General features: G+C 59.2%; 19 protein-coding genes. 14 read left to right on the forward strand and 5 right to left on the reverse strand.

What is annotated here, in order from left to right; genetic code table 11:
* Positions 1–37: 37 nt before the first annotated feature.
* The 4 genes from der to PMI32_RS24380 all read left to right on the forward strand — a co-directional run bounded on the left by der (position 38) and on the right by PMI32_RS24380 (position 4,117).
* Positions 38–1,507, forward strand: coding sequence for a ribosome biogenesis GTPase Der (gene der / locus PMI32_RS24395; RefSeq protein WP_008025521.1), 1,470 nt, complete (start codon positions 38–40; stop codon positions 1,505–1,507).
* Positions 1,508–1,717: 210 nt separating this feature from the next.
* Positions 1,718–2,866 carry a pyridoxal phosphate-dependent aminotransferase gene (locus tag PMI32_RS24390; RefSeq protein ID WP_008025524.1) on the forward strand — a complete coding sequence of 383 codons (1,149 nt, stop codon included), beginning with the start codon at positions 1,718–1,720 and terminating at the stop codon, positions 2,864–2,866.
* Positions 2,854–3,645: an amidohydrolase gene (locus tag PMI32_RS24385; RefSeq protein ID WP_008025526.1), complete on the forward strand. Its 792-nt coding sequence runs from the start codon at positions 2,854–2,856 to the stop codon at positions 3,643–3,645. Before PMI32_RS24390 ends, PMI32_RS24385 begins: the two co-directional genes overlap by 13 nt.
* A gap of 79 nt (positions 3,646–3,724) precedes the next feature.
* Positions 3,725–4,117: a hypothetical protein gene (locus PMI32_RS24380; RefSeq protein WP_008025528.1), complete on the forward strand. Its 393-nt coding sequence runs from the start codon at positions 3,725–3,727 to the stop codon at positions 4,115–4,117.
* Positions 4,118–4,250: 133 nt separating this feature from the next.
* Here PMI32_RS24380 and leuA read toward each other — a convergent pair whose 3' ends face one another.
* Positions 4,251–5,930 (reverse strand): 2-isopropylmalate synthase, encoded by a 1,680-nt coding sequence (gene leuA, locus PMI32_RS24375; RefSeq protein WP_008025530.1) that lies wholly within the window; start codon positions 5,928–5,930, stop codon positions 4,251–4,253.
* A 274-nt stretch (positions 5,931–6,204) separates the two neighbouring features.
* Here leuA and PMI32_RS24370 point away from each other — a divergent pair, with 274 nt between their 5' ends.
* Positions 6,205–6,675 (forward strand): hypothetical protein, encoded by a 471-nt coding sequence (locus PMI32_RS24370; protein WP_238541018.1) that lies wholly within the window; start codon positions 6,205–6,207, stop codon positions 6,673–6,675.
* 116 nt (positions 6,676–6,791) lie between these two features.
* On the opposite strand, the gene PMI32_RS24365 is transcribed toward PMI32_RS24370, so the two are convergent.
* Positions 6,792–7,613: a M23 family metallopeptidase gene (locus PMI32_RS24365; protein ID WP_008025534.1), complete on the reverse strand. Its 822-nt coding sequence runs from the start codon at positions 7,611–7,613 to the stop codon at positions 6,792–6,794.
* A gap of 3 nt (positions 7,614–7,616) precedes the next feature.
* Complete coding sequence (gene xseA / locus PMI32_RS24360; RefSeq protein WP_032828597.1) at positions 7,617–8,996, reverse strand: exodeoxyribonuclease VII large subunit; 1,380 nt, start codon at positions 8,994–8,996, stop codon at positions 7,617–7,619.
* Between the two features lie 165 nt (positions 8,997–9,161).
* Here xseA and PMI32_RS24355 point away from each other — a divergent pair, with 165 nt between their 5' ends.
* The 4 genes from PMI32_RS24355 (at position 9,162) to guaA (ending at position 13,993) form a co-directional block, all read left to right on the forward strand.
* On the forward strand, positions 9,162–9,929 hold the full coding sequence (locus tag PMI32_RS24355) for a sulfite exporter TauE/SafE family protein (protein ID WP_008025541.1): 768 nt from the start codon (positions 9,162–9,164) through the stop codon (positions 9,927–9,929).
* 160 nt (positions 9,930–10,089) lie between these two features.
* A complete protein-coding gene (locus PMI32_RS24350; protein ID WP_008025543.1) occupies positions 10,090–10,638 on the forward strand; it encodes a hypothetical protein in 549 nt (182 codons plus the stop codon).
* 210 nt (positions 10,639–10,848) lie between these two features.
* A complete protein-coding gene (gene guaB / locus PMI32_RS24345; RefSeq protein ID WP_008025544.1) occupies positions 10,849–12,318 on the forward strand; it encodes an IMP dehydrogenase in 1,470 nt (489 codons plus the stop codon).
* A gap of 97 nt (positions 12,319–12,415) precedes the next feature.
* Positions 12,416–13,993 carry a glutamine-hydrolyzing GMP synthase gene (guaA, locus tag PMI32_RS24340; RefSeq protein WP_008025547.1) on the forward strand — a complete coding sequence of 526 codons (1,578 nt, stop codon included), beginning with the start codon at positions 12,416–12,418 and terminating at the stop codon, positions 13,991–13,993.
* 71 nt (positions 13,994–14,064) lie between these two features.
* Here the strand turns inward: guaA and PMI32_RS24335 are convergent, their stop codons facing one another.
* Both PMI32_RS24335 and treR read right to left on the reverse strand, forming a co-directional pair.
* Positions 14,065–17,118 (reverse strand): membrane-targeted effector domain-containing toxin, encoded by a 3,054-nt coding sequence (locus PMI32_RS24335; RefSeq protein WP_008025549.1) that lies wholly within the window; start codon positions 17,116–17,118, stop codon positions 14,065–14,067.
* Positions 17,119–17,217: 99 nt separating this feature from the next.
* Entirely contained in the window at positions 17,218–17,922 is a 705-nt protein-coding gene (treR, locus tag PMI32_RS24330; RefSeq protein ID WP_008025551.1) for a trehalose operon repressor, read from the reverse strand.
* 238 nt (positions 17,923–18,160) lie between these two features.
* Between treR and treP the strand changes: the two genes are divergently transcribed.
* The 5 genes from treP (at position 18,161) to PMI32_RS24305 (ending at position 25,506) form a co-directional block, all read left to right on the forward strand.
* Positions 18,161–19,603, forward strand: a complete 1,443-nt coding sequence (treP, locus tag PMI32_RS24325; RefSeq protein WP_008025554.1) for a PTS system trehalose-specific EIIBC component — start codon at positions 18,161–18,163, stop codon at positions 19,601–19,603.
* Between the two features lie 35 nt (positions 19,604–19,638).
* On the forward strand, positions 19,639–21,288 hold the full coding sequence (gene treC, locus PMI32_RS24320; protein ID WP_008025555.1) for an alpha,alpha-phosphotrehalase: 1,650 nt from the start codon (positions 19,639–19,641) through the stop codon (positions 21,286–21,288).
* 104 nt (positions 21,289–21,392) lie between these two features.
* Positions 21,393–22,616, forward strand: a complete 1,224-nt coding sequence (locus tag PMI32_RS24315; RefSeq protein WP_008025558.1) for a maltoporin — start codon at positions 21,393–21,395, stop codon at positions 22,614–22,616.
* A 62-nt stretch (positions 22,617–22,678) separates the two neighbouring features.
* Positions 22,679–25,213 carry a phosphoenolpyruvate--protein phosphotransferase gene (ptsP, locus tag PMI32_RS24310; RefSeq protein ID WP_008025560.1) on the forward strand — a complete coding sequence of 845 codons (2,535 nt, stop codon included), beginning with the start codon at positions 22,679–22,681 and terminating at the stop codon, positions 25,211–25,213.
* Between the two features lie 2 nt (positions 25,214–25,215).
* A complete protein-coding gene (locus tag PMI32_RS24305) occupies positions 25,216–25,506 on the forward strand; it encodes a PTS sugar transporter subunit IIB (RefSeq protein ID WP_008025561.1) in 291 nt (96 codons plus the stop codon).
* Positions 25,507–25,535 lie beyond the last annotated feature (29 nt).

The following is a 25,535-nucleotide window of genomic DNA, read 5'->3' on the forward strand; positions in this document are numbered from 1 at the left end:
CTTTTGTATTTTCTGAAATAACGAAGTGGAGAGCCGCATGGTTCCCGTAATCGCCCTGGTGGGCCGACCGAACGTCGGCAAGTCCACCTTGTTCAACCGCCTGACCAGGACTCGCGACGCCATCGTCGGCGACTTGTCCGGTCTGACCCGTGATCGCCAATACGGTGAGGCCAAGTGGCAAGGGCGTTCCTACATTCTGGTCGACACCGGCGGTATCTCCGGTGACGAGCACGGTATGGACGAAAAAATGGCCGAGCAGTCGCTGCTGGCCATTGAAGAAGCCGATGTCGTTCTGTTCCTGGTAGATGCCAAGGCCGGTTTCACCGCCGCCGACCAGATGATCGCCGAGCATTTGCGCAAACGTAACAAGCGTTCGTACGTGGTTGCCAACAAGGTCGACAACATCGACCCTGAAATGGCCCGCGCCGAATTCGCCCCGTTGGGCATGGGCCACGCGATCCCGATCGCCGGTGCTCATGGTCGTGGCATCACCCAGATGCTGGAAATCGCCTTGAGCGACTTCCCGAAAGACGAAGAAGAGCTGGAAGAAGGCGAGGAAGAGGACGTTGCCGAAGGCGAGGAAGCCAAGCGCATTCCTGGTCCAAGCGAAAAAGACGGGATCAAGATCGCCATCATCGGCCGCCCGAACGTCGGCAAGTCGACCCTGGTCAACCGCATGCTCGGTGAAGACCGGGTCATCGTGTACGACCAACCCGGCACTACCCGCGACAGTATCTACATCCCGTTCGAGCGTAACGACGAGAAGTACACGCTGATCGACACCGCCGGTGTGCGCAAGCGCGGCAAGATCCACGAAGAAGTCGAAAAATTCTCCGTGGTCAAAACCCTGCAAGCGATCAAAGACGCCAACGTGGTGATCTTCGTGATGGACGCCCGCGAAGGCGTGGTGGACCACGACCTCAACCTGCTGGGCTTCGCCATTGAGTCGGGTCGTGCGCTGGTCATCGCGATCAACAAGTGGGACGGCATGACGCCGAGCGAGCGTGACTTCGTGAAGGTCGAGCTGCAACGTCGACTGTTCTTCGTTGACTACGCCGACATCCACTTCATCTCGGCGCTGCACGGTACGGGCGTGGGCAACCTCTACGCTTCCGTACAGAACTCGTTCAAGTCCGCGGTCACCCGCTGGCCGACCAACCGCCTGACCCAGATTCTGGAAGATGCGGTTGGCGAGCACGCACCACCGATGGTCAACAACCGCCGGATCAAGCTGCGTTATGCGCACTTGGGTGGTGCCAACCCGCCGATCATCGTGATTCACGGTAACCAGATCGAGAAGGTGCCGAAGTCTTACGTCCGTTACCTGGAAAACACTTATCGTCGCGTCTTGAAGCTGGTCGGTACGCCGATCCGCATCGAGTTCAAGGGCGGCGAGAACCCGTACGAAGGCAACAAGAATTCGCTTACTGATCGTCAGGTCAACAAGAAGCGTCGCTTGATGTCGCACCACAAGAAAGCCGACAAAAAGCGCCGCGACAAGCGCTGATGCTTCTGTAGGAGCCGGCTTGCTGGCGATAGCATCAACGCGGTTTATCTGAAACACCGTGGTGATACTATCGCCAGCAAGCCGGCTCCTACAGGGTTCGGCAGTAAAAAGGGTACTCACCAGAGTGCCCTTTTTTTATGGGCGCCGTTTGGCTATCCTCGGACTCTCCCGCGCCGCCGTTAGAGCCGGGTGTAGAGCAGGGAATCACCGATGATCACCAGTAAGCTGCCGAATGTCGGCATCACTATCTTCACGCAGATGTCTCAGCTCGCGGCGCAAACCGGGGCGATCAACCTGTCACAGGGTTTTCCCGATTTCGATGCCCCGCAAGCCTTGTGCGATGCGGTCGGTCGGCACATTGCCAATGGCCACAACCAGTATTCGCCAATGACCGGCCTGCCGGCCCTGCGTCAGCAAGTGGCAGCGAAGATCGCTCGCAGTTACGGCGTCAATGTCGATGCCGACAACGAAGTGACCATCACGCCCGGTGCCACCCAGGCGATTTTCTGTGCCATTCAGGCGGTTATCCACAGCGGCGACGAAGTGATCGTGTTCGATCCGTGCTACGACAGTTACGAGCCGTCGGTGGAGTTGGCCGGTGGTCGTTGCGTGCATGTGCAACTCGGGCTGAATGACTTCTCCATCGATTTCCAGAAACTGGCTGAGGCCATTACCCCGCGTACGCGGATGATTGTGCTAAACAGCCCGCACAACCCAAGCGGCGCGTTGATCAGCCGTGCCGAGCTCGATCAGTTGGCGGATCTGATCCGTGATCGCGACATCTACCTCGTCAGCGACGAAGTCTACGAACATCTGGTATTTGACGGTGTGCCTCACGTCAGTGTGCTGAATCACGAAGAGCTGTATCAGCGAGCCTTCGTGGTCAGCTCGTTCGGCAAGACCTATCACGTCACCGGCTGGAAAACCGGCTACGTGGTCGCACCACCGGCCCTCACGGCGGAGCTGCGCAAGGTGCACCAGTACGTCAGTTTCTGCGGTGTGACGCCGTTGCAATACGCCTTGGCCGACTTCATGGCCGAACACCCGGAGCACATTGAAGAACTGCCGGGCTTCTACCAGGCCAAGCGCGATCTGTTCTGCGACTTGCTGACACCATCGCGTTTCAGTTTCACCCGCGTCACCGGCACCTATTTCCAGTTGGTCGATTACTCGCAGATCCGTCCCGACCTCAACGATGTCGAGATGGCGCTGTGGATGACCCGCGAACACGGCGTGGCGAGCATCCCGATCTCGGTGTTCTACCAGACGCCACCCGAAGGCCAGCGCCTGGTGCGCCTGTGCTTCGCCAAACGCGAGGAGACCCTGCGTGAAGCAGCGGCAAAACTATGCGTGATCTGAGTGCATTGCCGAATCTGACCATCGCGTTGATCCAGACAACCCTGGCCTGGCACGACCGCCAGGCCAATCTGGAGCATTTCGAGCAACTGCTGGAGCAGGCTCGTGGCGCGGACCTGATCATCCTGCCGGAGATGTTCACCACCGGTTTTTCCATGGAGTCCGAGACGCTTGCCGAGGCGGAAAACGGTCCCACCAGCAAATGGCTGCGCACCCAGGCGGCAAAACTCGATGCGGTGATCACCGGTAGCATCATCGTTCAGGCCGCTGACGGCAGCCATCGCAATCGCCTGTTGTGGGCGCGACCGGATGGCGAAGTCTGGCATTACGACAAGCGCCACTTGTTCCGTATGGCCGGCGAGCACAATCACTTCACACCGGGTGAGCGTCAGGTGCAGTTCGAGCTCAAAGGCTGGCGCGTGCGCCCGCTGATTTGCTACGACCTGCGTTTCCCGGTGTGGAGCCGCGATGCCCAGGACACAGACCTGTTGCTGTACACCGCCAACTGGCCAGGTGCGCGGCGCCAGCACTGGAACCGTTTGCTACCGGCGCGGGCAATCGAAAACCTGTGCTACGTGGCGGCAGTGAACCGCATTGGGACCGACGGGAAAGGCTTTGCATATACCGGCGACAGCCAGGTGCTGGATTTCCAGGGCGAGACCTTGCTCAGTGCCGGCGAAGCCGATGGGGTGTTTCAGGTCGTTTTGAATGCGGCCGACCTTCAGGCTTATCGCACACGTTTTCCGGCGAATCTGGATGCTGATACGTTTGAGTTCACCTGATCGGTGAATGTTGAACGATCTATGGGTACAGATTTTTCTGTGCGGGCCGATAGCAAGGTCAGCCAAGGAGGAGTGACCCATGATCAATGTCAGCACCATCACCATTAACTCGTACGCCGTGTCCTCGCCGAATGTCGCGACCGGTCAAGCTGACGAACGCAAACTGGTCCCGGTTGATGATGCGACTGACAAGGATGGCACGCTGCGCGTCAACAGTGCCGGGGCCAACATCGACTCGGTCGGTGGTGCCAGTGACCCGATTGCCGCGTTGAAAAAGCAGATCGAAGAAGCCCAGAAATTGCTGGCCGAACAGCAAGCTCAACTGGCAAGTGCGCAGAAGAGCCAGGACAACGAGCAGAAGGCGGCGCAGGTGATGGAAATCCAGAGCCAGATCGCCGTGACCAGCAGCAACTTGCAGGTGCTGCAAGCCGCTTTGTTGCAGGCGATGTTCAGCGTAGATACCCATGCCTGAAATCTTTGTCGCCTGACAGGGCCCCTTCGCGGGCAAGCCCGCGAAGGGGCCATAACAGACAGTACAAAAACAGCATGCAAACAAAAAGGCCCCAAGGTTCGCACCTTGGGGCCTTTTGCATTGCAGCGAAGGCTTACGCCGCTTTCGCTTCCGGCTGGCTCAACGAGCGGTTCAGCGCGCTGAACAGGGCCTTGAAGCTGGCGGTGGTGATGTTTTCATCGATGCCCACACCGTGCACCGCACGTTGGCCTTCCACACGCAGTTCGATGTAGGCCGCGGCCTTGGCGTTGGTGCCCGCACCGATGGCGTGTTCGTTGTAGTCCATGATCTCCACCGGAATCGGCAGACCGGCCACCAGCGCTTCCAGCGCGCCGTTGCCTTTGCCGCGCCAGTGCAGGTTGGTTTCGCCCTGGCCCTTGCCGGAAACTTCCACTTCCACGGCGCTGTGACCGTTTTCTTCCTGCAGGCGATGGCTGACCAGCGCGTACGGGGTGTTGGCCTGCAAGTACTCGCTGTGCAGCAACGCGTGGATCTGCTGGGCGGTCATTTCGAGGCCCAGGCGATCGGTTTCACGCTGCACGACCTGGCTGAACTCGATCTGCATGCGGCGCGGCAAGCTGATGCCGTATTCCTGTTCCAGCAGGTAAGCGATGCCGCCCTTGCCCGACTGGCTGTTGACGCGGATCACCGCCTCGTAGCTGCGGCCGATGTCGGCCGGGTCGATCGGCAAGTACGGCACTTCCCACAGGGCGTCCGGTTTCTGCTGGGCGAAGCCCTTGCGGATGGCATCCTGGTGGGAGCCGGAGAACGCGGTGTGAACCAGGTCGCCGACGTACGGGTGACGCGGGTGCACCTGGATCTGGTTGCATTCTTCGACGACTTTGCGCACGCCGTCGATGTCCGAGAAATCGAGCTCAGGGTGGATGCCCTGGGTGTAGAGGTTCAGTGCCACGGTGACCAGGTCGACGTTACCGGTACGCTCGCCGTTGCCGAACAGGCAGCCTTCGACACGATCCGCACCCGCCATCAGGCCCAGCTCGGTGGCGGCCACGCCGGTGCCACGGTCGTTGTGGGTGTGCAGGCTGATGATCACGCTGTCACGACGGTTGATGTGGCGGCCGAACCATTCGATCTGGTCGGCATAGATGTTCGGGGTCGCGCATTCGACGGTGGCCGGCAGGTTGAGGATCACCTTGTGCTCAGGCGTCGGGTTCCAGACTTCGATGACTGCGTCGCAGACTTCCTTGGCAAATTCCAGCTCGGTGGCGCTGAAGGTTTCCGGCGAGTATTCGAAGGTCCACTGCGTGTCCGGCTGCTGGGCAGCGTATTTGACGAACAGCTTGGCGGCGTTCACGGCGATGGCCTTGATCCCGTCCTTGTCCTGGTTGAAGACAATGCGGCGGAAGGAAGGGGAGGTCGCGTTGTACAGGTGAACGATGGCTTTCTTCGCCCCGCGCAGGGATTCGAAGGTGCGCTCGATCAGGTCTTCACGGCCCTGGGTCAGCACCTGAATGGTGGTGTCGTCCGGGATGTGGTTGCCTTCGATCAGGGTGCGCACGAAGTCGAAGTCGGTTTGCGACGCAGCCGGGAAGGACGCTTCGATTTCTTTCACGCCAACCTGTACGAGGGTTTTCCAGAAACGCAGCTTCTTGACCGCGTCCATCGGCTCGATCAGCGACTGGTTGCCGTCGCGCAAGTCGGAGCTGCACCAGATCGGCGCGGCGGTGATGGTCTTCGACGGCCAGGTGCGGTCCGGAATGTCGATGGTCGGGAACGCGCGGTATTTCGAAGACGGGTCTTTGAGCATGCTCATCGGGAAATCCTTATTGTGTGGGCCGAAAAAAGGCGGCCTGCCGGTGGATCAAAAGTTCTTGGGGAAAAGCGTAAAACGAGGCGTCGCGATTCAGCCCGGCAGTCGTGCGCTGACGAGGCACAGGCTGCGGTGCTGGCGAAGCTGAATGAGGGTGTGAGAGGTTTTCATGTCTTCAACCCTAACCGCGAGGGTGAAGGATGGCAAGCAGTCGAAAAAAATTGAGAGGAATACTCGCTAGCGCGTATTTATCGAGATTTTATTGCTGTGAGTCCCCGTGATTGTTTGGTTTTTTGCGCGAGCTTCAAGCGATGCGCAATTGATGGTTTTAGCGCCGGGCGCTGACAGTCGGGCTATTCTTAAAGCCTCGACTGGCATTCAGGAGTCGGCGATGAACGAGTCTGACTGGAAGCAGTATTGCGTGTTACGGCCGGTGGCACATGAACGGATGTGCGAGCGGATTTTGTCGGATGTCGAAAAAACGCTGCTGGATAAGAGCAACGCGCCCTACGAACGAATAGATGCCAGCGAGGAACTGCTGAAAGCCGGGCAAAAGGAGCTGTATTGGGCGTTTGGTGTTTTCAGGTTTTCGCGTCATGAAGCCCGATCGCATTTGCTTGGGTTGTGCGCGCGGGAATTGATCACGGCAGAGGAGTTGAGCTGGTTTTCAGTCGAGACGCAGGAGTGGGTCAAACACTGCCTGGCGGATCGAGAGGTCCATGGGATAGAGGACCTGGACGCGGAATAATCGGCGTCAGTGATACCGCCTTCGCGGGCAAGCCCGCTCCTACATTTGTTCGGTGTGAACACGGTAAATGTGGGAGCGAGCCTGCTCGCGATGAGGCCATCAACCTCACCGAAAATCTAAGGCTGAAACGCGCCTATGAAGATCGCCGGATCCACCCGCGCATCATTCAGGCTGACATTCCAGTGCATGTGCGGCCCGGTCGCCCGTCCAGTCGAACCGACCTTGCCAACCACACCGCCACGAGCCAGTTGCTGCCCAACCTTCACATCGATCTTCGACATGTGACAGAACATGCTGATAAAGCCCTGCCCATGGTCGACAAACACCGTGTTGCCGTTAAAGAAGTAGTTACCGATCAAAATCACCTTGCCCGCCGCCGGGGTCTTGATCGGCGTGCCGGCGCCCACGGCGAAATCCAGGCCTGAGTGGGGATTACGCTCTTCACCATTGAAGAAACGGCGCACGCCGAACTTGCTCGACAGCGGGCCGTTGACCGGTTTGTCCAGCAGCAGGTTGCTCGGCGTATTCGGGCTGAACGTGCGGTACGCGGCGATCTGTTCGGCCAGTTCGCGCTCGATGCGCTTGAGATTGTCCGGGTCAGGATTGACCTGTTGAGTGTTTTTCAACGTGATGCGCTGTTCCGGATACTTCTTGTTGCCAACGGTGAAACTCAGGTTGCGGCCGCCGCTGCTGATGGACTGGGCACCCGGTTTGACCGTCAACGGCACACCGACAATCGCCAGCCAATTGTTCTGTTCCTTGACCACCAGCACCGGTTTGCCCTGATAGCTGGCTTTCGGCGCCTGGGCAGAGCTGCCCAGATCCACCACCGCCACACCCCCCGGCACCGGTTTGTTCAACAGGCGGGTGATGTAGCTGTCAGCGTGGGCGTTGAAGGTCAGACACAGCAACAGCAGCGAAGCTAAAAAACGCGGCATGGATCAATCCAGTAAAGAAAGGGTGACAGGCGTCAGGTGATTGTCTTCGACCCGCACTTGCAGTTCGCCTTCACCCAGTTTGGCTTTCAGGCGTTGGCCGTTGTGGGTTTGCGCGGCGTTGCGGATCGCGTTGCCGCGCTCGTCCAGCAAAATGCTGTAGCCACGGCCGAGGGTCGCCAAAGGGCTGACCACGTGCAGAGTCTGCACCTGGCTTTGCAGTTGCAGACGACGGGACTTGAGCCCTTCGCACATGGCCCGAGGCAGGCGTTCGGCGAGGCTGTCGAGGCGCTGACGCAACATCGCCAGTTGCCGCCCCGGATGTTGCCCGGCGAGGCGGGTTTCCAGGCGGATCAGCCGTTCGCGACGGGTGTTGAGGCTGCGCTCGAAGGCGCGGCGCATGCGCATGTCCAGATCATCCAGACGTTGCGCCTGTTGGCGCAGACGTTCACCGGGATGGCGCAGGCGACGAGAGATGCCTTCCAGGCGCAGGCGATCACGCATCAAACGGTCACGCATGCGCATTACCAGCCGACGGTGCAGGCTTTCGACCCGACGCACCAGGTCGCTGGAATCCGGCGCCAGCAGTTCAGCGGCGGCGGACGGCGTCGGGGCGCGAACGTCGGCCACGAAATCACTGATCGATACATCGGTTTCATGGCCGACGGCGCTGACAATCGGCGTCACGCAAGCATCCACGGCGCGGGCCACGGCTTCTTCGTTGAAACACCAGAGGTCTTCCAGCGAGCCGCCGCCACGGGCCAGGATCAATGCATCGAAACCACGGGCGTCCGCCAGTTTCAACGCGCGGACAATCTGCGCCGTCGCTTCACGGCCCTGCACGGCGGTGGGGATCAGCGTCAGCTGGATCTGCGGTGCGCGACGGCGGAACACGCTGATGATGTCGCGGATCACCGCGCCGGTCGGCGAACTGATGATGCCGATGCGCTGCGGATGCGCCGGCAGCGGCACTTTGCGCTCGGCGCTGAACAGGCCTTCGGCGCTGAGTTTTTCCTTCAAGGCATCGAAGGCCAGGCGCAACGCACCGTCACCGGCCGGCTCGACGGTGTCGAGAATCAGCTGATAGTCGCCACGCCCTTCGAACAGCGAAACCTTGCCGCGCACCTTGACCGCCAGACCATCCTTCAGCGCCTGACGAACCCGCGCCGCGTTCTGCCGAAACAGCGCGCAACGTACTTGGGCGCCGCTGTCCTTGAGGGTGAAATACACGTGGCCGGACGCCGGGCGAGCGAGGTTGGAGATTTCGCCTTCGACCCAGATATTACTGAACACGTCTTCAAGCAACACCCGCGCGCGGCCGTTGAGCTGGCTGACAGTCAGGACTTCACGGTCCAGGCCGAGTCTTGCAAAGGGATCTTTAATCATGGGGCGCATGATAAAGGCATTCTCCAGCCGAATGCACGATCCCCTGTAGGAGCGAGCCTGCTCGCGATGGTGTGTCAGCTACATTGGTGTCGACTGACACACCATCGCGAGCAAGCTTGCTCCTACAGGGGTAGAGTCTGCCTCGGGATTCATGGATGACTGGGGATGAATGTGTTTGAACTGATGAATCAATGGCCATTTGGCGGGGTGGATTGGCTGGTGATCGGGGCGGCCATCGCCCTGGCGTACATCGTATTTGGCATCGCCGGGTTCGGCACTGCACTGGTGGCGGGGCCGATTCTGATTTTGTTCATGCCGCTGTCGAAGATCGTGCCTTTGCTGGTGCTGCTGGATTTCGTCGCCGCGTTCGGCAATCTGCTGCCCTCGCGGCGGGATGTGGCCAGGCCTGAGTTGCTGCGGCTGTTGCCGTGCATGGCGGTGGGTTGCACGCTGGGGGTCATCTTTCTGCTGAACCTGAAATCCGACGTGTTGCTGCTGTTGATGGGTCTATTTATCAGCGTCTATGCGGTTTACAGCCTGTGGGTCAAAACCCGGCCGACGCAGTTGTCTGCCGCCTGGGCAGTGCCGATGGGCACGGTGGGCGGGATGTTCGGGGCGTTGTTTGGCAGTGGCGGCTTTTTATATGCGATCTATTTGAACAGTCGCTTGCCGAAAGACGCGGCGCGGGCGACCCAGAGTGCGCTGATCAGTTGCAGCACCGTGGTGCGCCTTAGCCTGTTTGCTGTCGCGGGTGTATATGCCGAGCTACCCTTGTTGGTATTGGCGCTGTGTTTGTTGCCGGCCATGGCGCTGGGGTTGTGGGTTGGCCGGCGGTTGACCATGCGATTGTCCCGCGAGGCGTTTGTGCGGCTGGTGACCTGGTTGGTGCTGGCCAGCGGGATTGCGTTGATCGGGCGGTATTTGAGTACTTGACCTCAGAGTGTCAGGGATTAAGCTGCCGCCCGCTCGGACGCCTTCGCGGGCAAGCCTCGCTCCCACATTAGAGCGCAATCAAATGTGGGAGCGGGCTTGCTCGCGAAGGCGTAGGACGGCACACCGCAGAACTTCCATTTGACGCAGCAGGCTTGCACCCATGAATTCCCAAAGCATCATCGTCCCGAAAATCTCCACGCTGCCGGTGCACGAACCCCGGGCCCGGGCGGTCGTGCGGTGGCTGGTGCGCAAGGACATCATCAAGGAAGAGCTGACCACTTGCGGCCGCACCGGCAACCGCATGGGCCACGCGATCGCCGACGGTGCCCGCGCCGTGGTGCTACACCCGGATGCGCTGCCGTTCGGCGAGCCGGTCAATGGCCTGGAGATCATTACCAAACGCTGCATTTATACGCCGGCCAAAGGTTTTCTGGGTGAGGCGGGTTGCGCCGAGTGCCGCAAAGAAGTCGGCGAAGCGTTGTTCGAAAGCCTTGAAGACTGGATGCCGGGGCGTACCGATAACTTCACCTGTCCCGAATGCGGGCATGAAGATGACATCAACGGGTTCCTGTTCCTGCAGGAATGCGGGTTTTCCAACCTGGGGTTCATTTTCAACAACTGGGCCGAGGCCGGGTTCAAGCAGAGCTTTATCGATGAGTTTGCCGATTGGCTGGATCAGCCGGTTAGTTGGGTGAAGGTCGAACTGTAAGTGAAGCCGTAACCGTAGGAGCGAGGCTTGCCCGCGAAGCTTTTGGCGCCAGTGATGACGCCTTCGCGGGCAAGCCTCGCTCCTACAGGATTTGCGTTCCAACCCCCCCGTCGATCACCGCATCGATAATAGACAGAGTTTTACATTGAACCCGAGGGGGTGTCTGACTATAATGGCGCGCTTCCATTTTCCCGCTCGGGAGCCCCCGCGATGCTGCGTATCAGCCAAGAAGCTCTGACATTCGACGACATTCTCCTAGTGCCCGGTTATTCCGAGGTGCTTCCTAACGAAGTCAGTCTCAAGACCCGCCTTACCCGTGGCATCGAGCTGAACATTCCTCTGGTTTCTGCCGCCATGGACACCGTTACTGAAGCCCGTCTGGCAATCGCCATGGCTCAGGAAGGTGGCATCGGCATTATCCACAAGAACATGACCATCGAGCAGCAAGCTGCCGAAGTTCGCAAGGTCAAGAAGTTCGAAGCCGGCGTCGTCAAGGATCCGATCACCATCGAGGCTGACGCCACGGTCCGTGATCTGTTCGAACTGACCCGCATGCACAATATCTCCGGCGTTCCGGTACTGCACGATGGCGACCTGGTCGGCATCGTCACTTCCCGTGACGTGCGCTTCGAAACCCGTCTGGAAGCCACCGTACGTGAAGTGATGACGCCTAAAGAGCGTCTGGTCACCGTCCGTGAAGGCGCCAACAAGAACGAAGTCCGCGAGTTGCTGCACAAGCACCGCCTGGAAAAAGTCCTGATCGTCGACGACAAGTTTGCCCTCAAAGGCATGATGACCGTCAAAGACATCGAAAAAGCCAAGGCTTACCCACTGGCCAGCAAGGACGATCAAGGTCGTCTGCGCGTAGGCGCTGCGGTCGGCACCGGTAAAGACACCGGTGACCGTGTTGCTGCCCTGGTCAATGCCGGCGTTGACGTGGTGGTGGTCGACACCGCTCACGGTCACTCCAAAGGTGTGATCGACCGCGTTCGCTGGGTCAAACAGAATTTCCCTGAAGTGCAGGTCATCGGCGGCAACATCGCCACCGGCGCTGCCGCCAAGGCCCTGGCCGAAGCTGGCGCCGATGCGGTCAAGGTCGGTATCGGCCCTGGCTCGATCTGCACCACCCGTATCGTCGCCGGTGTCGGCGTCCCGCAAATCAGTGCCATCGCCAACGTCGCCGCTGCCCTTGAAGGCACCGGTGTTCCGTTGATCGCCGACGGCGGCATCCGTTTCTCCGGTGACCTGTCCAAGGCCATCGTAGCCGGTGCTTCCTGCGTGATGATGGGCTCGATGTTCGCCGGTACTGAAGAAGCGCCAGGCGAGATTGAACTGTTCCAGGGTCGTTCGTACAAGGCTTACCGTGGCATGGGTTCGCTGGGCGCCATGTCCCAGGCTCAAGGTTCCTCCGACCGTTACTTCCAGGACTCCTCGGCAGGCGCCGAGAAACTGGTTCCGGAAGGCATCGAAGGGCGTGTTCCGTACAAGGGCACCCTGAGCGCGATCATCCATCAACTGATGGGCGGCCTGCGTTCCTCGATGGGTTACACCGGCAGTGCCAACATCGAAGAAATGCGCACCAAGCCTGAGTTCGTGCGGATCACCGGCGCTGGCATGGCCGAGTCCCACGTTCATGACGTACAGATCACCAAAGAAGCGCCAAACTACCGCGTAGGTTGAGCCTTCAAGCAAAAAGTTAAGTAACCGGGGCTGTTTTATTCAGCCCCGAGTTGTTTCTGATTCTCTTTATTCGAATTGCATAGACGAGACTGACTTCATGGCCCTCGACATTCACGCCCACCGCATCCTGATCCTCGACTTCGGTTCCCAGTACACCCAGCTGATCGCCCGCCGCGTGCGTGAAATCGGCGTGTACTGCGAACTGCATCCGTTCGACATGGACGACGAAGCGATTCGCGAATTCGCTCCAAAAGGCGTCATTCTCGCCGGCGGTCCCGAGTCCGTGCACGAAGCCAACAGCCCTCGCTGCCCGCAAGCGGTGTTTGACCTGGGCGTGCCGGTCTTCGGCATCTGCTACGGCATGCAGACCATGGCTGAACAGCTGGGTGGCAAGGTCGAAGGTTCCGAACTGCGTGAATTCGGTTATGCCCGTGTCGACGTGGTCGGCAAGAGCCAGCTGCTGGACGGCATTGAAGACCACATCGACGCCGACGGCCTGTTCGGCCTCGACGTGTGGATGAGCCACGGTGACAAGGTCACCAAAATGCCGCAGGACTTCCACATCCTGGCCAGCACCCCGAGCTGCCCGATTGCCGGCATGTTCAACGATGACCTGCGCTACTACGGCGTGCAGTTCCACCCGGAAGTGACCCACACCAAGCAGGGCGGTCGCATCCTGTCGCGCTTCATCCTCGAGATCTGCGGCTGCGAAGCACTGTGGACGCCGTCGAAGATCGCTGAAGACGCCATCGCCCAGGTTCGCGCCCAGGTCGGCACCGACAACGTTTTGCTCGGCCTGTCCGGCGGCGTTGACTCCTCGGTGGTTGCCGCGCTGCTGCACAAAGCCATTGGCGACCAGCTGACCTGCGTCTTCGTCGACAACGGCCTGCTGCGTCTGCACGAAGGCGAGCAAGTGATGGCCATGTTCGCCGAGAACATGGGCGTCAAGGTGATCCGCGCCAACGCTGAAGACCAGTTCCTGAACAACCTGGCTGGCGAAAGCGATCCAGAGAAGAAGCGCAAGATCATCGGCCGTACCTTCATCGACGTCTTCGATGCCCAGTCCAACAAACTGGACAACATCAAGTACCTCGCCCAAGGCACCATCTACCCGGACGTGATCGAGTCGGCTGGCGCGAAAAGCGGCAAGGCGCACGTGATCAAGTCGCACCACAACGTGGGCGGCCTGCCGGAAGAAATGAACCTCAAGCTGGTTGAACCGCTGCGCGAGCTGTTCAAGGACGAAGTCCGTCGTCTGGGCCTGGAGCTGGGCCTGCCGTACGACATGGTCTACCGTCACCCGTTCCCGGGCCCGGGCCTGGGCGTGCGGATCCTCGGTGAAGTGAAGAAGGAATACGCCGACCTGCTGCGTCGCGCCGACCACATCTTCATCGAAGAACTGCGCAAGGCCGACTGGTACCACAAAGTCAGCCAGGCATTCGTGGTGTTCCAGCCGGTGAAATCGGTTGGCGTTGTAGGCGATGGCCGTCGTTACGCCTGGGTCGTGGCCCTGCGTGCCGTGGAAACCATCGACTTCATGACTGCGCGTTGGGCTCACCTGCCTTACGAACTGCTGGAAACCGTCAGCGGCCGCATCATCAATGAAATCGAAGGCATCTCCCGCGTCACTTACGACGTGTCGAGCAAGCCGCCAGCGACCATCGAGTGGGAATGATCCCGTTCTGACTGATCGCCTGTAACACCGCAAAGGCCCCGTGAATGTGAGTTCACGGGGCCTTTTGCGTATCAGACAGCTACGGAGGGCAGACGTCCTTGCAGCGTCAGGCCCATGCGGTTGAGTGCGTGGGCAAGGCTGATCAGATTCGCGAAGGTGACCTGATGCACACCCGCCCAGGCCGGACGGTTGATCCGAAAGCCGCTATCCATCGTTCGCTCGATTGTCGTTCGCACAACCTGGCCAGTGCGGCTGCGATGAATCAGCGAGAAGGTGTCTTCCGACCTTTCAATGGTGAACATGCCTTGGCGGAACAGCAGCTGATTGATCTGCTCGGGCGTTCGTTGAATGAACGGCGTCGGCATCTGCAGGCTGATGTCGGCATACAGGGTGTCGGTATTACCGTGCATCGGGCCAGTTCCCCCGGCATTCTCATGGCCTACTTCGATACCATGGTCGATGTCCAGGTGCAGACTCTGATCGGGTTGCACTTCTTCTATGCGCAAACCGATACCACCCTCCGTTTCGCTGATGCCGGCCATTCCCCTGAACGTGTTGGTACTCTCCTGGTCGGTGAGTACCAGCCATTTTCCGCCGCCGTTGCGGGCTTGAGTCGCCTGCATGATGGTGTGGGTAAGGTAGGTCTTGAAGGATTGCTGTGCTCTGAGGGTCATGGTCGAGTCTTCATAACGATAACTCGCCAGGCAGTCAGTGGCCTGGATTTGAATGCCGTTCTGTTGGGCCGTTTTGACGACCTCCAGCGGCGTGAACTGTCCCGCAGGATCGCCTGGCAACTTTTTCAGGTACATCTCCAGCATGCCATGCATATTTCCGGTTTCGGCGAAGTTGTTCAGGTCGACTTGATTGAAGTCGTTGAGCAGACGATGCATGTAGATCGTCTTGACGCCTTTCCTGGCTAGCGTCGGCATGTTTTCGATCAGGAAGCGCATGCTGGCAATGCGATCCTGACTTTCACCGACCACCAGCCCCGGTGCTGCATCGAATACCTTCTCGATGAGTTCGGTGACCGTCGTGGATGGAGTGATCACGGGCTGGACCGGTCGGGGAGGCAGCGAGGCGAAAAAGTCCTTGGGCATTTGGAATGCGATTGCATCCCTGGCCAGTGCCGTGCGACGTCCGGCGACATACTCTTCGTAGGGGGAGACCCCTCTGATTCGCCCACCAGGCATGTTGACGACTTTTATATGAGTTTCCTGTTTTCCCAGCGCCAGGAAATTCAACGAGCGACCGTTAGGGGCATCGTATCGGGTCAAGTGTGCGTGATCATTCACTTTGGGCGGTGTTGGGGCAGCGGGCCGGGAGGGGCCGGGAACAAGTTTGCTGGGGCCTTTGCCGCCACCCATCAACCCGCTTTTCGGCGCCAGCTCCCATTCACCTTCGGCATTCAGGCGTACGGGAATCGAACCCGTAAAGGCATTCGGGTTCTGCGGATCAATGATGGCCCATGTTCCGCCACCATTGGCGTCTGCTTCGAAACGTACGAAGTAAGCCTGCTCGTTGATCAGGATGGCATTGGAGGGTTGTGAATCGAGTGTGTAGACACCCTGGAATTTTCCGCTGGTGGCCATGGGGTAGCTTTCGAGGATTTCATTGCTTTGCCAGTGCTCTGGCACTTCAAACGCTTGCTCGGTTTCATCGGGCGGGCCGGGCAACTCTCCAGGTTGCAGGGTGACTTCCTCTGATTCGCCGGGTGCCTGCGTTTCTTGCGTGCCAGCGGTTTCTTCTGGATCGAGCGTCTTGTTCAAGTCCGCCATCTCGGCCGCTTCTGCCGCCTCAGCCGCCGTCCCGGTTTCGTTCAACACACTGACCTCTTTGAGCAGCGGGAGATTGAACAGCACATTGATGCCATCGAGCACCGCGCCGATGATGCCGGCCTTGCGTTCTGCCGCTGTTTTGCCATTCACCGCTTTGTCGATGTTCAAACCCATGGCCGCGATGCTGGCCCCGATCACCGGCAATGCGATCGGCCAGCCAAGCACCGCCAACGGGCCGAAAGCGTGCAGTGCGACGGTGAGATAACCCAGCCATAGCTGCTTACGCATCTGTCCATTACTCACCAGCGTCAGGTCAGCCTCTTCCAGCATCGTGCTCTGGACAGCCCGGCTCTGCCAGGTGAACACATCACCGCTGATGGTGATGTCTTTTTGATTGATCAAGTGGTGGTCGTACTTGCCCCAGGTGCCGACCAGCTGATTCATCAGCGGGGTGATGTTGTCGTGGACCTCCTTGCGAACCGACAGCGGGAAATGGGTCATGAATTCGGCTCGGGGCTTTTCTTCGTTCATTTGCAGCAGCATCCACCAATGCGTGTCCGTCAATGTCGGGTGCACGTGGAAGGGGTCTGCGGCGCCGGGAACGTAGGTGATTTGCCGACCGTTGGGCTCAACAATGCGCAGAATATCGGTGGCGACATGCCCTGCGACATCCAGCGCGCAGACACGAAGATCCGCAGGCGTAGCGGTTTGCGCTTGCAGGGTAGCCAGGGTGATCGGCCACGACGCGCCACCGATGACGGCCCTGATGACGGTCTGGAAATCCTCCTCTTCGAGTTGCCCGCTTTGCCGCGCCTCCACGGCTTTGCTGAGGTAGTTACATTTGGCCAGTGTGCGGTAGTCATCAAAATGGCTGGCCCAGAACGCATTCAGCTTATCCAGGTATCGCTGACTGAGGTTCTTCTCCCACAGGTCCGCGAGCACCTGCCTGGGGTACATCCGCACTTCATTAGTTTCGTTGTAAATACTGGCGTTCGCATCCGCAGTGTAAAACCCGCCATTGCTGTCCAGTTCGAGGGCGTCGTCCTGGTCGGTCACGCAGTACCGATGGATTACCAGTTGCGTCAGGGTTAAAGATTCACTGGGTTTGGGCGCGTGCTCCCAACCCAGAAAAGCCTTGGTGCTGCTGGCCGAGACATTGTCGAAGCGATGCCACCAGACCTGATCCGGGTCCAGGTGGGTGATGCCATGTTTTTGCAGGATTTCACTGGCGACCGCATGGGCTTCCTCCTGCAAACCGGGGCAGGCTGTCACCACGATCGGCGCGATGAGTCTGAGTGTTTCCTGGTCGGCGGCATTGCTTGATGCGGGGGTGTTTTGTTCGGTGGACATGCTCTCGCTCCTTGAGAAATGGGCAGCGATGATTGCCCGTTTCCATGCAGGAGGTGCACTACATAGTTATGCCCAAACGCGATTCAAGAACCTGTAGGGTCAGCGCCGTGCCACATCCGAAAAGTAGAACTTGTCGAGGGTGTGCCGTGATTCCGTGTACTCGAACTGCCGGCCGTCCTGCAGAAACGTATGGTTGCTGACCACGATCACGTGGCTCTGGCCGTCGAGGTCGAGGTGTTGCTGGTCGTCCTTGCTGCGGGGCACAGCTTCGATGGTTCGCTGGGCGTAGGCGATTTGCAGTTGCAGGGTCTGTTCGATGAAGGCGTAGATCGAGTGTTCGGCGATGTCCCGCGATAGTCCGGGGATCACGTTGCTGACGAAATGGTTGATGTCGAGGATCACTCGTTTTCCATCGATCCGCCGTACGCGTTTGATCCTCGTGATCAGGCTGCCTTCCTCAGCCTTGATATGTTCCAGCAGCGCACCTTCGAGAGGGATCTGGCTGAACTCGACCACTTCGGTGCTGACGTTGTTGCCCAGTCGCGGATAGGTTTCCTGAAAGCTGACGATGCCGCCCAACTGAAATTCGATCGGGTCGGTCGACAACACAAAGGTGCCTTTCCCGTGGACTTTCTGGGCAAACCCGCGCTCCTGTAATTGCTCGATAGCCTTGCGCACGGTGCCGCGACTGGCCTGGTAGCTGTCCATCAGTTCGGTTTCGGAGGGCAACCGGGCGCCGCGCTCCAGACGTTCGGTCGTGATGCTGGCAAGCAGATCGCTGTAGATCTGGTTGTATTTACTCATGGGGATGGCTCTGTGCCGCAATGTGCTCAAGGTTTCGAACCTTAAGGGCAGGGTAGGGGTTTGTCCATGCGGGTTTGGGTTTTCATCGTCTGAGAGGGTGGGAAAAATCGCCGCCGGTCGGGTGACAAGTAAACAAATTCAAACTCGTCTGTACGAGTTGTTGATTTAACTCGTACAGACGAGTACTTTTCGCTTCGGCGTGCTGCCAATAACAAAAAACCACAGCGGAAAAACAAGCATGAGCCACGACTATCCGAACATCGTCAGCGAGCTGTTGCAAAGCCTCGGTGGCAGCGACAACCTCGAGCAAGCCGCGCATTGCGTCACACGCCTGCGCCTTGCCCTCAAGGACCCGAGCCGGGTCAACAGCGCCACGCTGAACCAGATTGACCTGGTCAAAGGCTCATTCTTTACCGGCGGCCTGTTCCAGGTGGTCATCGGTCCTGGCGAGGTGGAGAAGGTTTACGCAGAGCTGCGCCATCAAACCGGTCTTGCCGCGTCAACAATCGCCGACGTTAAACAGAAAAGCGCCGACAAGATAAACGCCATGCAGCGTCTGGTGCGGGTGTTTTCCGACGTGTTCATGCCGATCCTGCCGGCGTTGATCATCGCGGGCCTGCTGATGGGCATCAACAACCTGATCGGCGCCAAGGGCATGTTCATCGAGGGCCAGACCCTGCTGGACGCTTACCCCAAGCTTGACGGGCTCTGGAGCCTGATCAACCTGATGGCCAACACTTCGTTCGTGTTCCTGCCTGCGCTAGTGGGCTGGTCAGCAGCCAAGCGGTTTGGCGGCAGCGAAATCCTCGGCATTGTGCTCGGTCTGATGCTGGTTCATCCCGATCTGCTCAATGCCTGGAACTATGGCAAGGCAGTCGCAGGTCTCGACGGCCAGAGCCTGCCGTATTTCGACATCCTCGGTCTGTTCCAGATCGAAAAGGTCGGTTATCAGGGGCAGATCCTGCCCATCCTGCTGGCGGCATACGTGATGAGCGTCATCGAAAAATGGCTGCGGGCGAGAGTGCCTAATGCGGTGCAATTGCTGGTGGTGCCGATCACCACCATCGTGGTTACCGGCGTGCTGGCGCTGGCGGTCATTGGCCCGGTGACCCGGCATCTGGGGATTCTCATCACCGAAGGTGTGGTCACCCTGTTTGATCTGGCGCCGATGGTCGGCGGCGCGATCTTCGGCCTGCTTTACGCCCCGTTGGTGATCACCGGCATGCACCACATGTTTCTCGCGGTCGACTTGCAGCTGATCTCGACCCAGGGCGGTACTTTCATCTGGCCGATGATCGTCATGTCCAACCTCGCCCAAGGCAGCGCGGCGCTCGCGGTGTTCTACATGACCCGTAATGCACGGGACAAGTCCATGGCGTCGACCTCAGCGATTTCGGCCTATTTCGGCATCACCGAACCGGCGATGTTCGGGGTCAACCTGCGCTACAAGTTTCCGTTTTACGCTGCACTGATTGGCTCGGCGCTGGGGGGCATCTTCCTGTCGATGAACAAGGTCCAGGCCTCGGCCATCGGTGTCGGCGGTTTGCCCGGATTTATCTCGATCATTCCGCAGTTCATCCCGATGTTTGTGATCGGGATGATCATCGCCATGGTCGTACCGTTTGTTTTGACCTGTGGGTTGAGCATGAAGATTGTTCGGCCTGGGTATCGGGTCGCCTGATAGATCGCTATCGCAGTTCGAGAAGGAATACAGCCATGCAAGACTGGCAACGTTCGGTGATCTACCAGATCTACCCGAAGAGTTTTTACAGCCACGCGGGCAATCCCACGGGTGATTTGCTCGGCGTCGTGGCCAAGCTCGACTACCTGCACTGGCTGGGCGTCGATTGCCTGTGGATCACGCCGTTCCTGCGTTCGCCCCAGCGTGACAACGGTTACGACATCAGCGATTACTACGCCATCGATCCGAGCTACGGCACCATGGCCGACTGTGAATTGCTGATCGCCGAGGCCGGCAAGCGCGGGATCAAGTTGATGCTCGATATTGTGGTCAACCACACCTCGATCGAGCACACCTGGTTCCAGCAGGCGCGCAGCAGTCTCGACAATCCGTATCGTGACTTCTACATCTGGCGCGATCAGCCCAATAACTGGGAGTCCAAGTTTGGTGGTTCGGCATGGGAGTACGAGGCTCAGACCGGCCAGTATTTCCTGCACCTGTTCGATCACACTCAGGCCGACCTGAACTGGGACAATCCGAAGGTGCGTGCCGAAGTTTTCAAAATGATGAGGTTCTGGCGGGATAAAGGTGTGGGCGGGTTCCGGCTGGATGTGATCAACCTGATCTCGAAACCGGCGGACTTTCCCGAGGACAATACCGACGGCCGACGCTTCTATACCGACGGGCCGAATGTTCACGAATACTTGCAGCAAATGCACCGCGAAGTGTTCGAAGGCCATGACCTGATCAATGTCGGGGAGATGTCGTCTACCAGTCTCGAACACTGTATTCGCTATTCGCGGCCGGACTCCAAAGAGCTGTCGATGACCTTCAACTTCCATCACCTGAAAGTCGATTACCCGAACCTGCAAAAGTGGGTTCGCGCCGATTTCGACTTCCTCGAACTCAAGCGCATCCTCTCCGACTGGCAAACCGGCATGCAGGCCGGCGGCGGCTGGAATGCGCTGTTCTGGTGTAATCACGACCAACCTCGGGTGGTCTCGCGATTTGGTCATGACGGCGAGCACCGTGTGGTGTCGGCGAAGATGCTCGGCACCGCGCTGCATTTTCTCCAGGGCACGCCATTTGTGTATCAGGGCGAAGAGCTGGGTATGACCAATCCGGGCTTCGATCACATCGATCAATACCGCGACGTCGAGACCCTGAACATCTTCCGGCTCAAGCGCGAAGCGGGTGCGAGCGATGCCGACAACATGGCGGCGATCATGCAGAAGTCCCGCGACAACGGCCGTACGCCGATGCATTGGAATACCGGACCGAACGCCGGTTTCAGCACGGCGCAACCCTGGATCGGCGTGCCGGCCAACTCGGCGCAGATCAACGTCGCTACTCAACTCGACGACCCGGATTCAGTGCTGCATCACTACCGCCAGTTGATCAATTTGCGGCGTACCGAAGTGCTGATGTCCGATGGTATTTACCGTCAGTTGCTGCCTGAGCATGCGCATGTCTGGGCTTATGTCCGGGAAGGAAGCGGCGAACGTTTGCTGGTACTGAACAACTTCTACGGGACGCCTTGCGAAGTTGAATTGCCGGATGCAGTGATCGCTGAATTCATGACTCAGCGCTTGGTCATCAGCAACTATGCGGACTGTCCGCAGCGAAATCGACAGGTGTTTTTACGACCGTATGAGTCGTTTGTCTTGCACTTGACTGACCACTGACCCCTCACAAAAAAACACCGTTTCAAAAACACGCAGAACGCTGCGCGGGGGAGTTTTGCGCGCCGATTTTGCTGCAGCACACAATAAAAATAATGGAGTGTTTCTTGAAAACAACAATAAATCGCGGCCTTGCAGCCGCTGGCATTTGCCTGGCGTTGCCACTGACGGCCCATGCGCTGGAGTTCGGCGGTTACCTGCGCAGCGGCGTCGGTACGTCGGTCAACAGTGGTAAACAACAGTGTTTCCAACTGCCCGGAGCACAGACCAAATACCGCCTCGGTAACGAGTGCGAGCAATATGGGGAACTGGAACTTCGTCAGGACTTGTACACCCTGGATGACGGTTCGGTGCTAAGTGTCGATGGCATGGCCTCACTGTATAACCAGTACGACAAGGACCTGACGTTCAATGGCGACAACGGCTCGGTGCGTCTGCCGCAGCTGTACGCGCAATGGTCGAACATGCCTGGCCTCAACGGCGGTTCGCTGTGGGCCGGTCGCCGCTATTACAAACGGAACGACATCCACATTTCCGACTTTTACTACTGGAACCAGAGCGCCACCGGCGGCGGCATCGAGGACGTGCTGATCGGAGATCTGAAATACAGCTACGCCTTTTCGCGCAAGGACAACCTGTACCAGAAGGATTACATCAATCGTCACGATTTCAACGTTGCCGGTTTCAACACTAACCCTGGCGGTGAGCTGGAGTTTGGCCTGAGCTACATCGACAAACCCGACAGCCGCGACGCTCATCGTGGCTGGGCGATTACCACCCAACATGTGCAAAAAGGATTTCTGGGTGGCAAGAACAAACTCGCGTTTCAGTACGGTGAAGGGCCGGGCACCGGGTTGGGCTATACCGGTAACGTGAAGCTGGATGACAGCAATAAAAGCTACCGGGTGGTGGAGTTCTTCGACTGGCAGGTGACGCCCCGGTTTGGCGGGCAGGTCGAGGCGGTTTACCAGAAGGATATTCGCCCCGACGGATCAGACCAGAACTGGATTTCCCTGGGCGTTCGGCCGGCCTACGCGATTACCGAGCAGTTCAAACTGGTGACCGAGCTGGGTCACGATCAGGTCGAAGCCACAGGTGGCACGCGCAAGCTGAGCAAGTTCACCTTTGCCCCGACCTGGTCGCCCAAGGGCCCTGAATTCTGGGCGCGGCCCGAAGTGCGCTTGTATTACACCTATGCCAGCTGGAACGAGGCGGCCAAGCGTGCGGCCAATGAACTGGCAGCGGGTTCAGCGTTGTCCGACACCGGAGCCTTCGGCACGGCGCGACACGGTGCGAACGTCGGATTGCAGGTCGAGTACTGGTGGAAATAAGCGATGCTGTCGGAGCGTCGCGCTCCATCGGCACTTCAAAGAACAGAACAGCAGGTGAAGTCATGGCCACACCCCAACAATTGCAGCTTCACGCACCCCTGTCCGGCGTATTGATGCCCTTGGACCTTGTGCCCGATCGAGTTTTTTCCAGCCGGATCATCGGCGATGGGCTATGCATCGATCCGACGTCAACAACGTTGTGCGCGCCGCTGGCGGGGGTTGTCAGCAATGTGCAGGCCAGTGGGCATGCGGTCAGCATCACCGACGAAAATGGCGTGCAGGTGTTGATGCACATTGGGCTCGACACGGTGAACCTTGCAGGAAAGGGGTTCACGCGGTTGGTGGAGGAGGGGCAGCAGGTTGCCGTCGGGCAGTCGCTGATCGAGTTCGATGCTGATTTTGTTGCGTTGAATGCACGCAGCCTGCTGACCTTGATGCTGGTGGTCAGCGGTGAGCCGTTCACTTGGCTGACGGCGGAAACCGGATGGGTAGACAGTGGTCAGCCATTGCTGGGTTTGAATTCAGTCGAGCTGACAACGGATGAGTCTGTGGCTAAAGAAGGCGAGGCGCTGTTCTCCAAACCGGTGACGTTGCCCAACCCGAACGGCTTGCACGCCCGTCCTGCGGCGGTGTTCGCCCAAGCGGCGAAAGGTTTCTCCGCGAGCATTCACCTGCATAAACAGCAGGAGAGTGCGAATGCGAAATCCCTGGTGGCGATCATGGCATTGCAGACCGTTCACGATGATGTTGTGCAAGTCAGTGCGGTCGGCCCGGATGCTGAGGCGGCGATCAAGGCACTGGCCGAGCTGCTGACCGCCGGATGCGGCGAGACCGTGCCCGTGACGGCGGATGTTGCCCCGCAGCCCCTGGAGGCATCATCACCCAAGGTGCTGCGTGGGGTATGTGCTTCGGCGGGTTCGGCATTTGGCCAAGTGGTGCAGATCGCCGAGCAGGTCCTTGATGTCAGCGAATGGGGTGAGAGTTCGCGGGTTGAGCGCGATCACCTGTCTGCAGCGTTGACCGAGGCAATTTCAGCGTTGCAGCAGATGCGTGATAACGCCACGGGCGATGCTCAGGCAGAGATCTTCAGGGCGCATCAGGAACTGCTCGAAGACCCGGGTTTGTTGGAGGTGGCTCATGTGCTGATCGACGAAGGCAAAAGCGCCGGATTCGCCTGGCGTGCGGCCACCGGGTCGACGGCAACCTTATTCAAAAGCCTGGGCAATGCGCTGCTGGCCGAACGAGCGGCAGACCTGGCCGATGTCAGTCAGAGAGTGCTCAAGTTGCTACTCGGCGTGCGGGACCGCGAGCTGGAGTTGCCTGAGGGCGCCATTCTGATTGCTGAACAACTGACACCGTCCCAGACCGCCGGGCTCGATACCCGTAAGGTGCTGGGGTTTGCCACGGTCGGCGGTGGCGCCACCAGCCATGTCGCGATCCTTGCGCGGGCGTTCGGTTTGCCGGCGATCTGTGGGTTACCGGTGCAAGTGCTGGCGCTGGTCAACGGCACCCAGGTGTTGCTCGATGCCGATAAGGGGGAGTTGCAGCTCGACCCGGATCTGGCCGCCATTGAAGAACTTCAAGCCAGGCGCGCGCTTGCGCAGCAACGTCAGCACCGTGAGTTGGCGCAGGCGTCACTGGCTGCCTGTACTCGCGACGGACATCATGTCGAGGTGACAGCCAACATCGCTTCGCTGGCTGAAGCCGAACAGGCCATGGCGCTGGGAGGCGCGGGTGTGGGTTTGCTGCGTTCGGAGTTTCTATATCTGGATCGCCATCATGCGCCGAGCCAGGACGAGCAGGCCTCCACCTACAGCGCCATCGCCCGAGCTCTCGGGCCTGCGCGTAATCTGGTGGTGCGCACGCTGGATGTTGGTGGTGACAAGCCTTTGGCCTATGTCCCGATGGACAGTGAAACCAACCCCTTTCTGGGCGTGCGCGGGATTCGTCTGTGCCTGGAGCGTCCGCAGCTGTTGCGCGATCAATTCAAGGCAATCCTGAGCTGTGCGGGACTGACGCGTTTGCACATCATGCTGCCGATGGTGACGCAGCTGTCGGAGTTGCGTGTGGCTCGTCAACTGCTCGAAGAGGAGGCGCTGGCCCTGGGCCTCACGGAACTGCCGAAGCTGGGGATCATGATCGAGGTGCCAGCAGCGGCGCTGATGGCTGATCTGTTTGCGCCCGAAGTGGATTTTTTCTCTATAGGCACCAATGACCTGACCCAATACACCTTGGCCATGGACCGCGATCATCCGCGGCTGGCCAGTCAGGCTGACAGTTTTCATCCTGCGGTGCTGCGATTGATCGCCAGCACCGTGAAAGCCGCCCATAGCCACGGCAAGTGGGTGGGCGTGTGCGGCGCCCTGGCCTCCGAAACCCTGGCCACGCCGCTTTTGCTGGGGCTGGGCGTGGATGAGTTGTCGGTGAGTGTGCCGTTGATTCCGGCGGTCAAAGCGGCGGTTCGGACAGTGGACCTGGCGGATTGCCAGGCCATTGCCCAACAGATCCTGGGCTTGGAAAGTGCCGGGCAAGTACGCGAGGTCTTGAGGCTGTATCGCGACGCGACGGTCGAAACTTCACTGGTTATGGAGAACTGAACATGTTCGAGAAAATACAGCGAGCGTTCTGGAAAGCCTTGACGCCGGATCTGATCGTGGATGAACCGAAGGTGGCAGCGCCATCGGCGCCTGGCCTGGCAGCGAATGTGGTGGCCGCGTTGGGTGGTGTGGATAACCTCAAGTCGCAGCAGCCTGTGGCGCTGACCCGGGTTCGGGTGGAATTGCGCGATGTGGGGCGGATGAATCGGCAGGCTTTGAATCTGGCAGGTGTGCCAGGCGTCATGGTGCTGGAGGGCGGCGTGGTGCACCTGATCACCGGCCTTCAGCCATAACCGATCCCTCGCCACAGTTGATGTGAGTC

This window comes from Pseudomonas sp. GM60 (genome assembly GCF_000282415.1).
GTDB classification, from domain to species: domain Bacteria; phylum Pseudomonadota; class Gammaproteobacteria; order Pseudomonadales; family Pseudomonadaceae; genus Aquipseudomonas; species Aquipseudomonas migulae.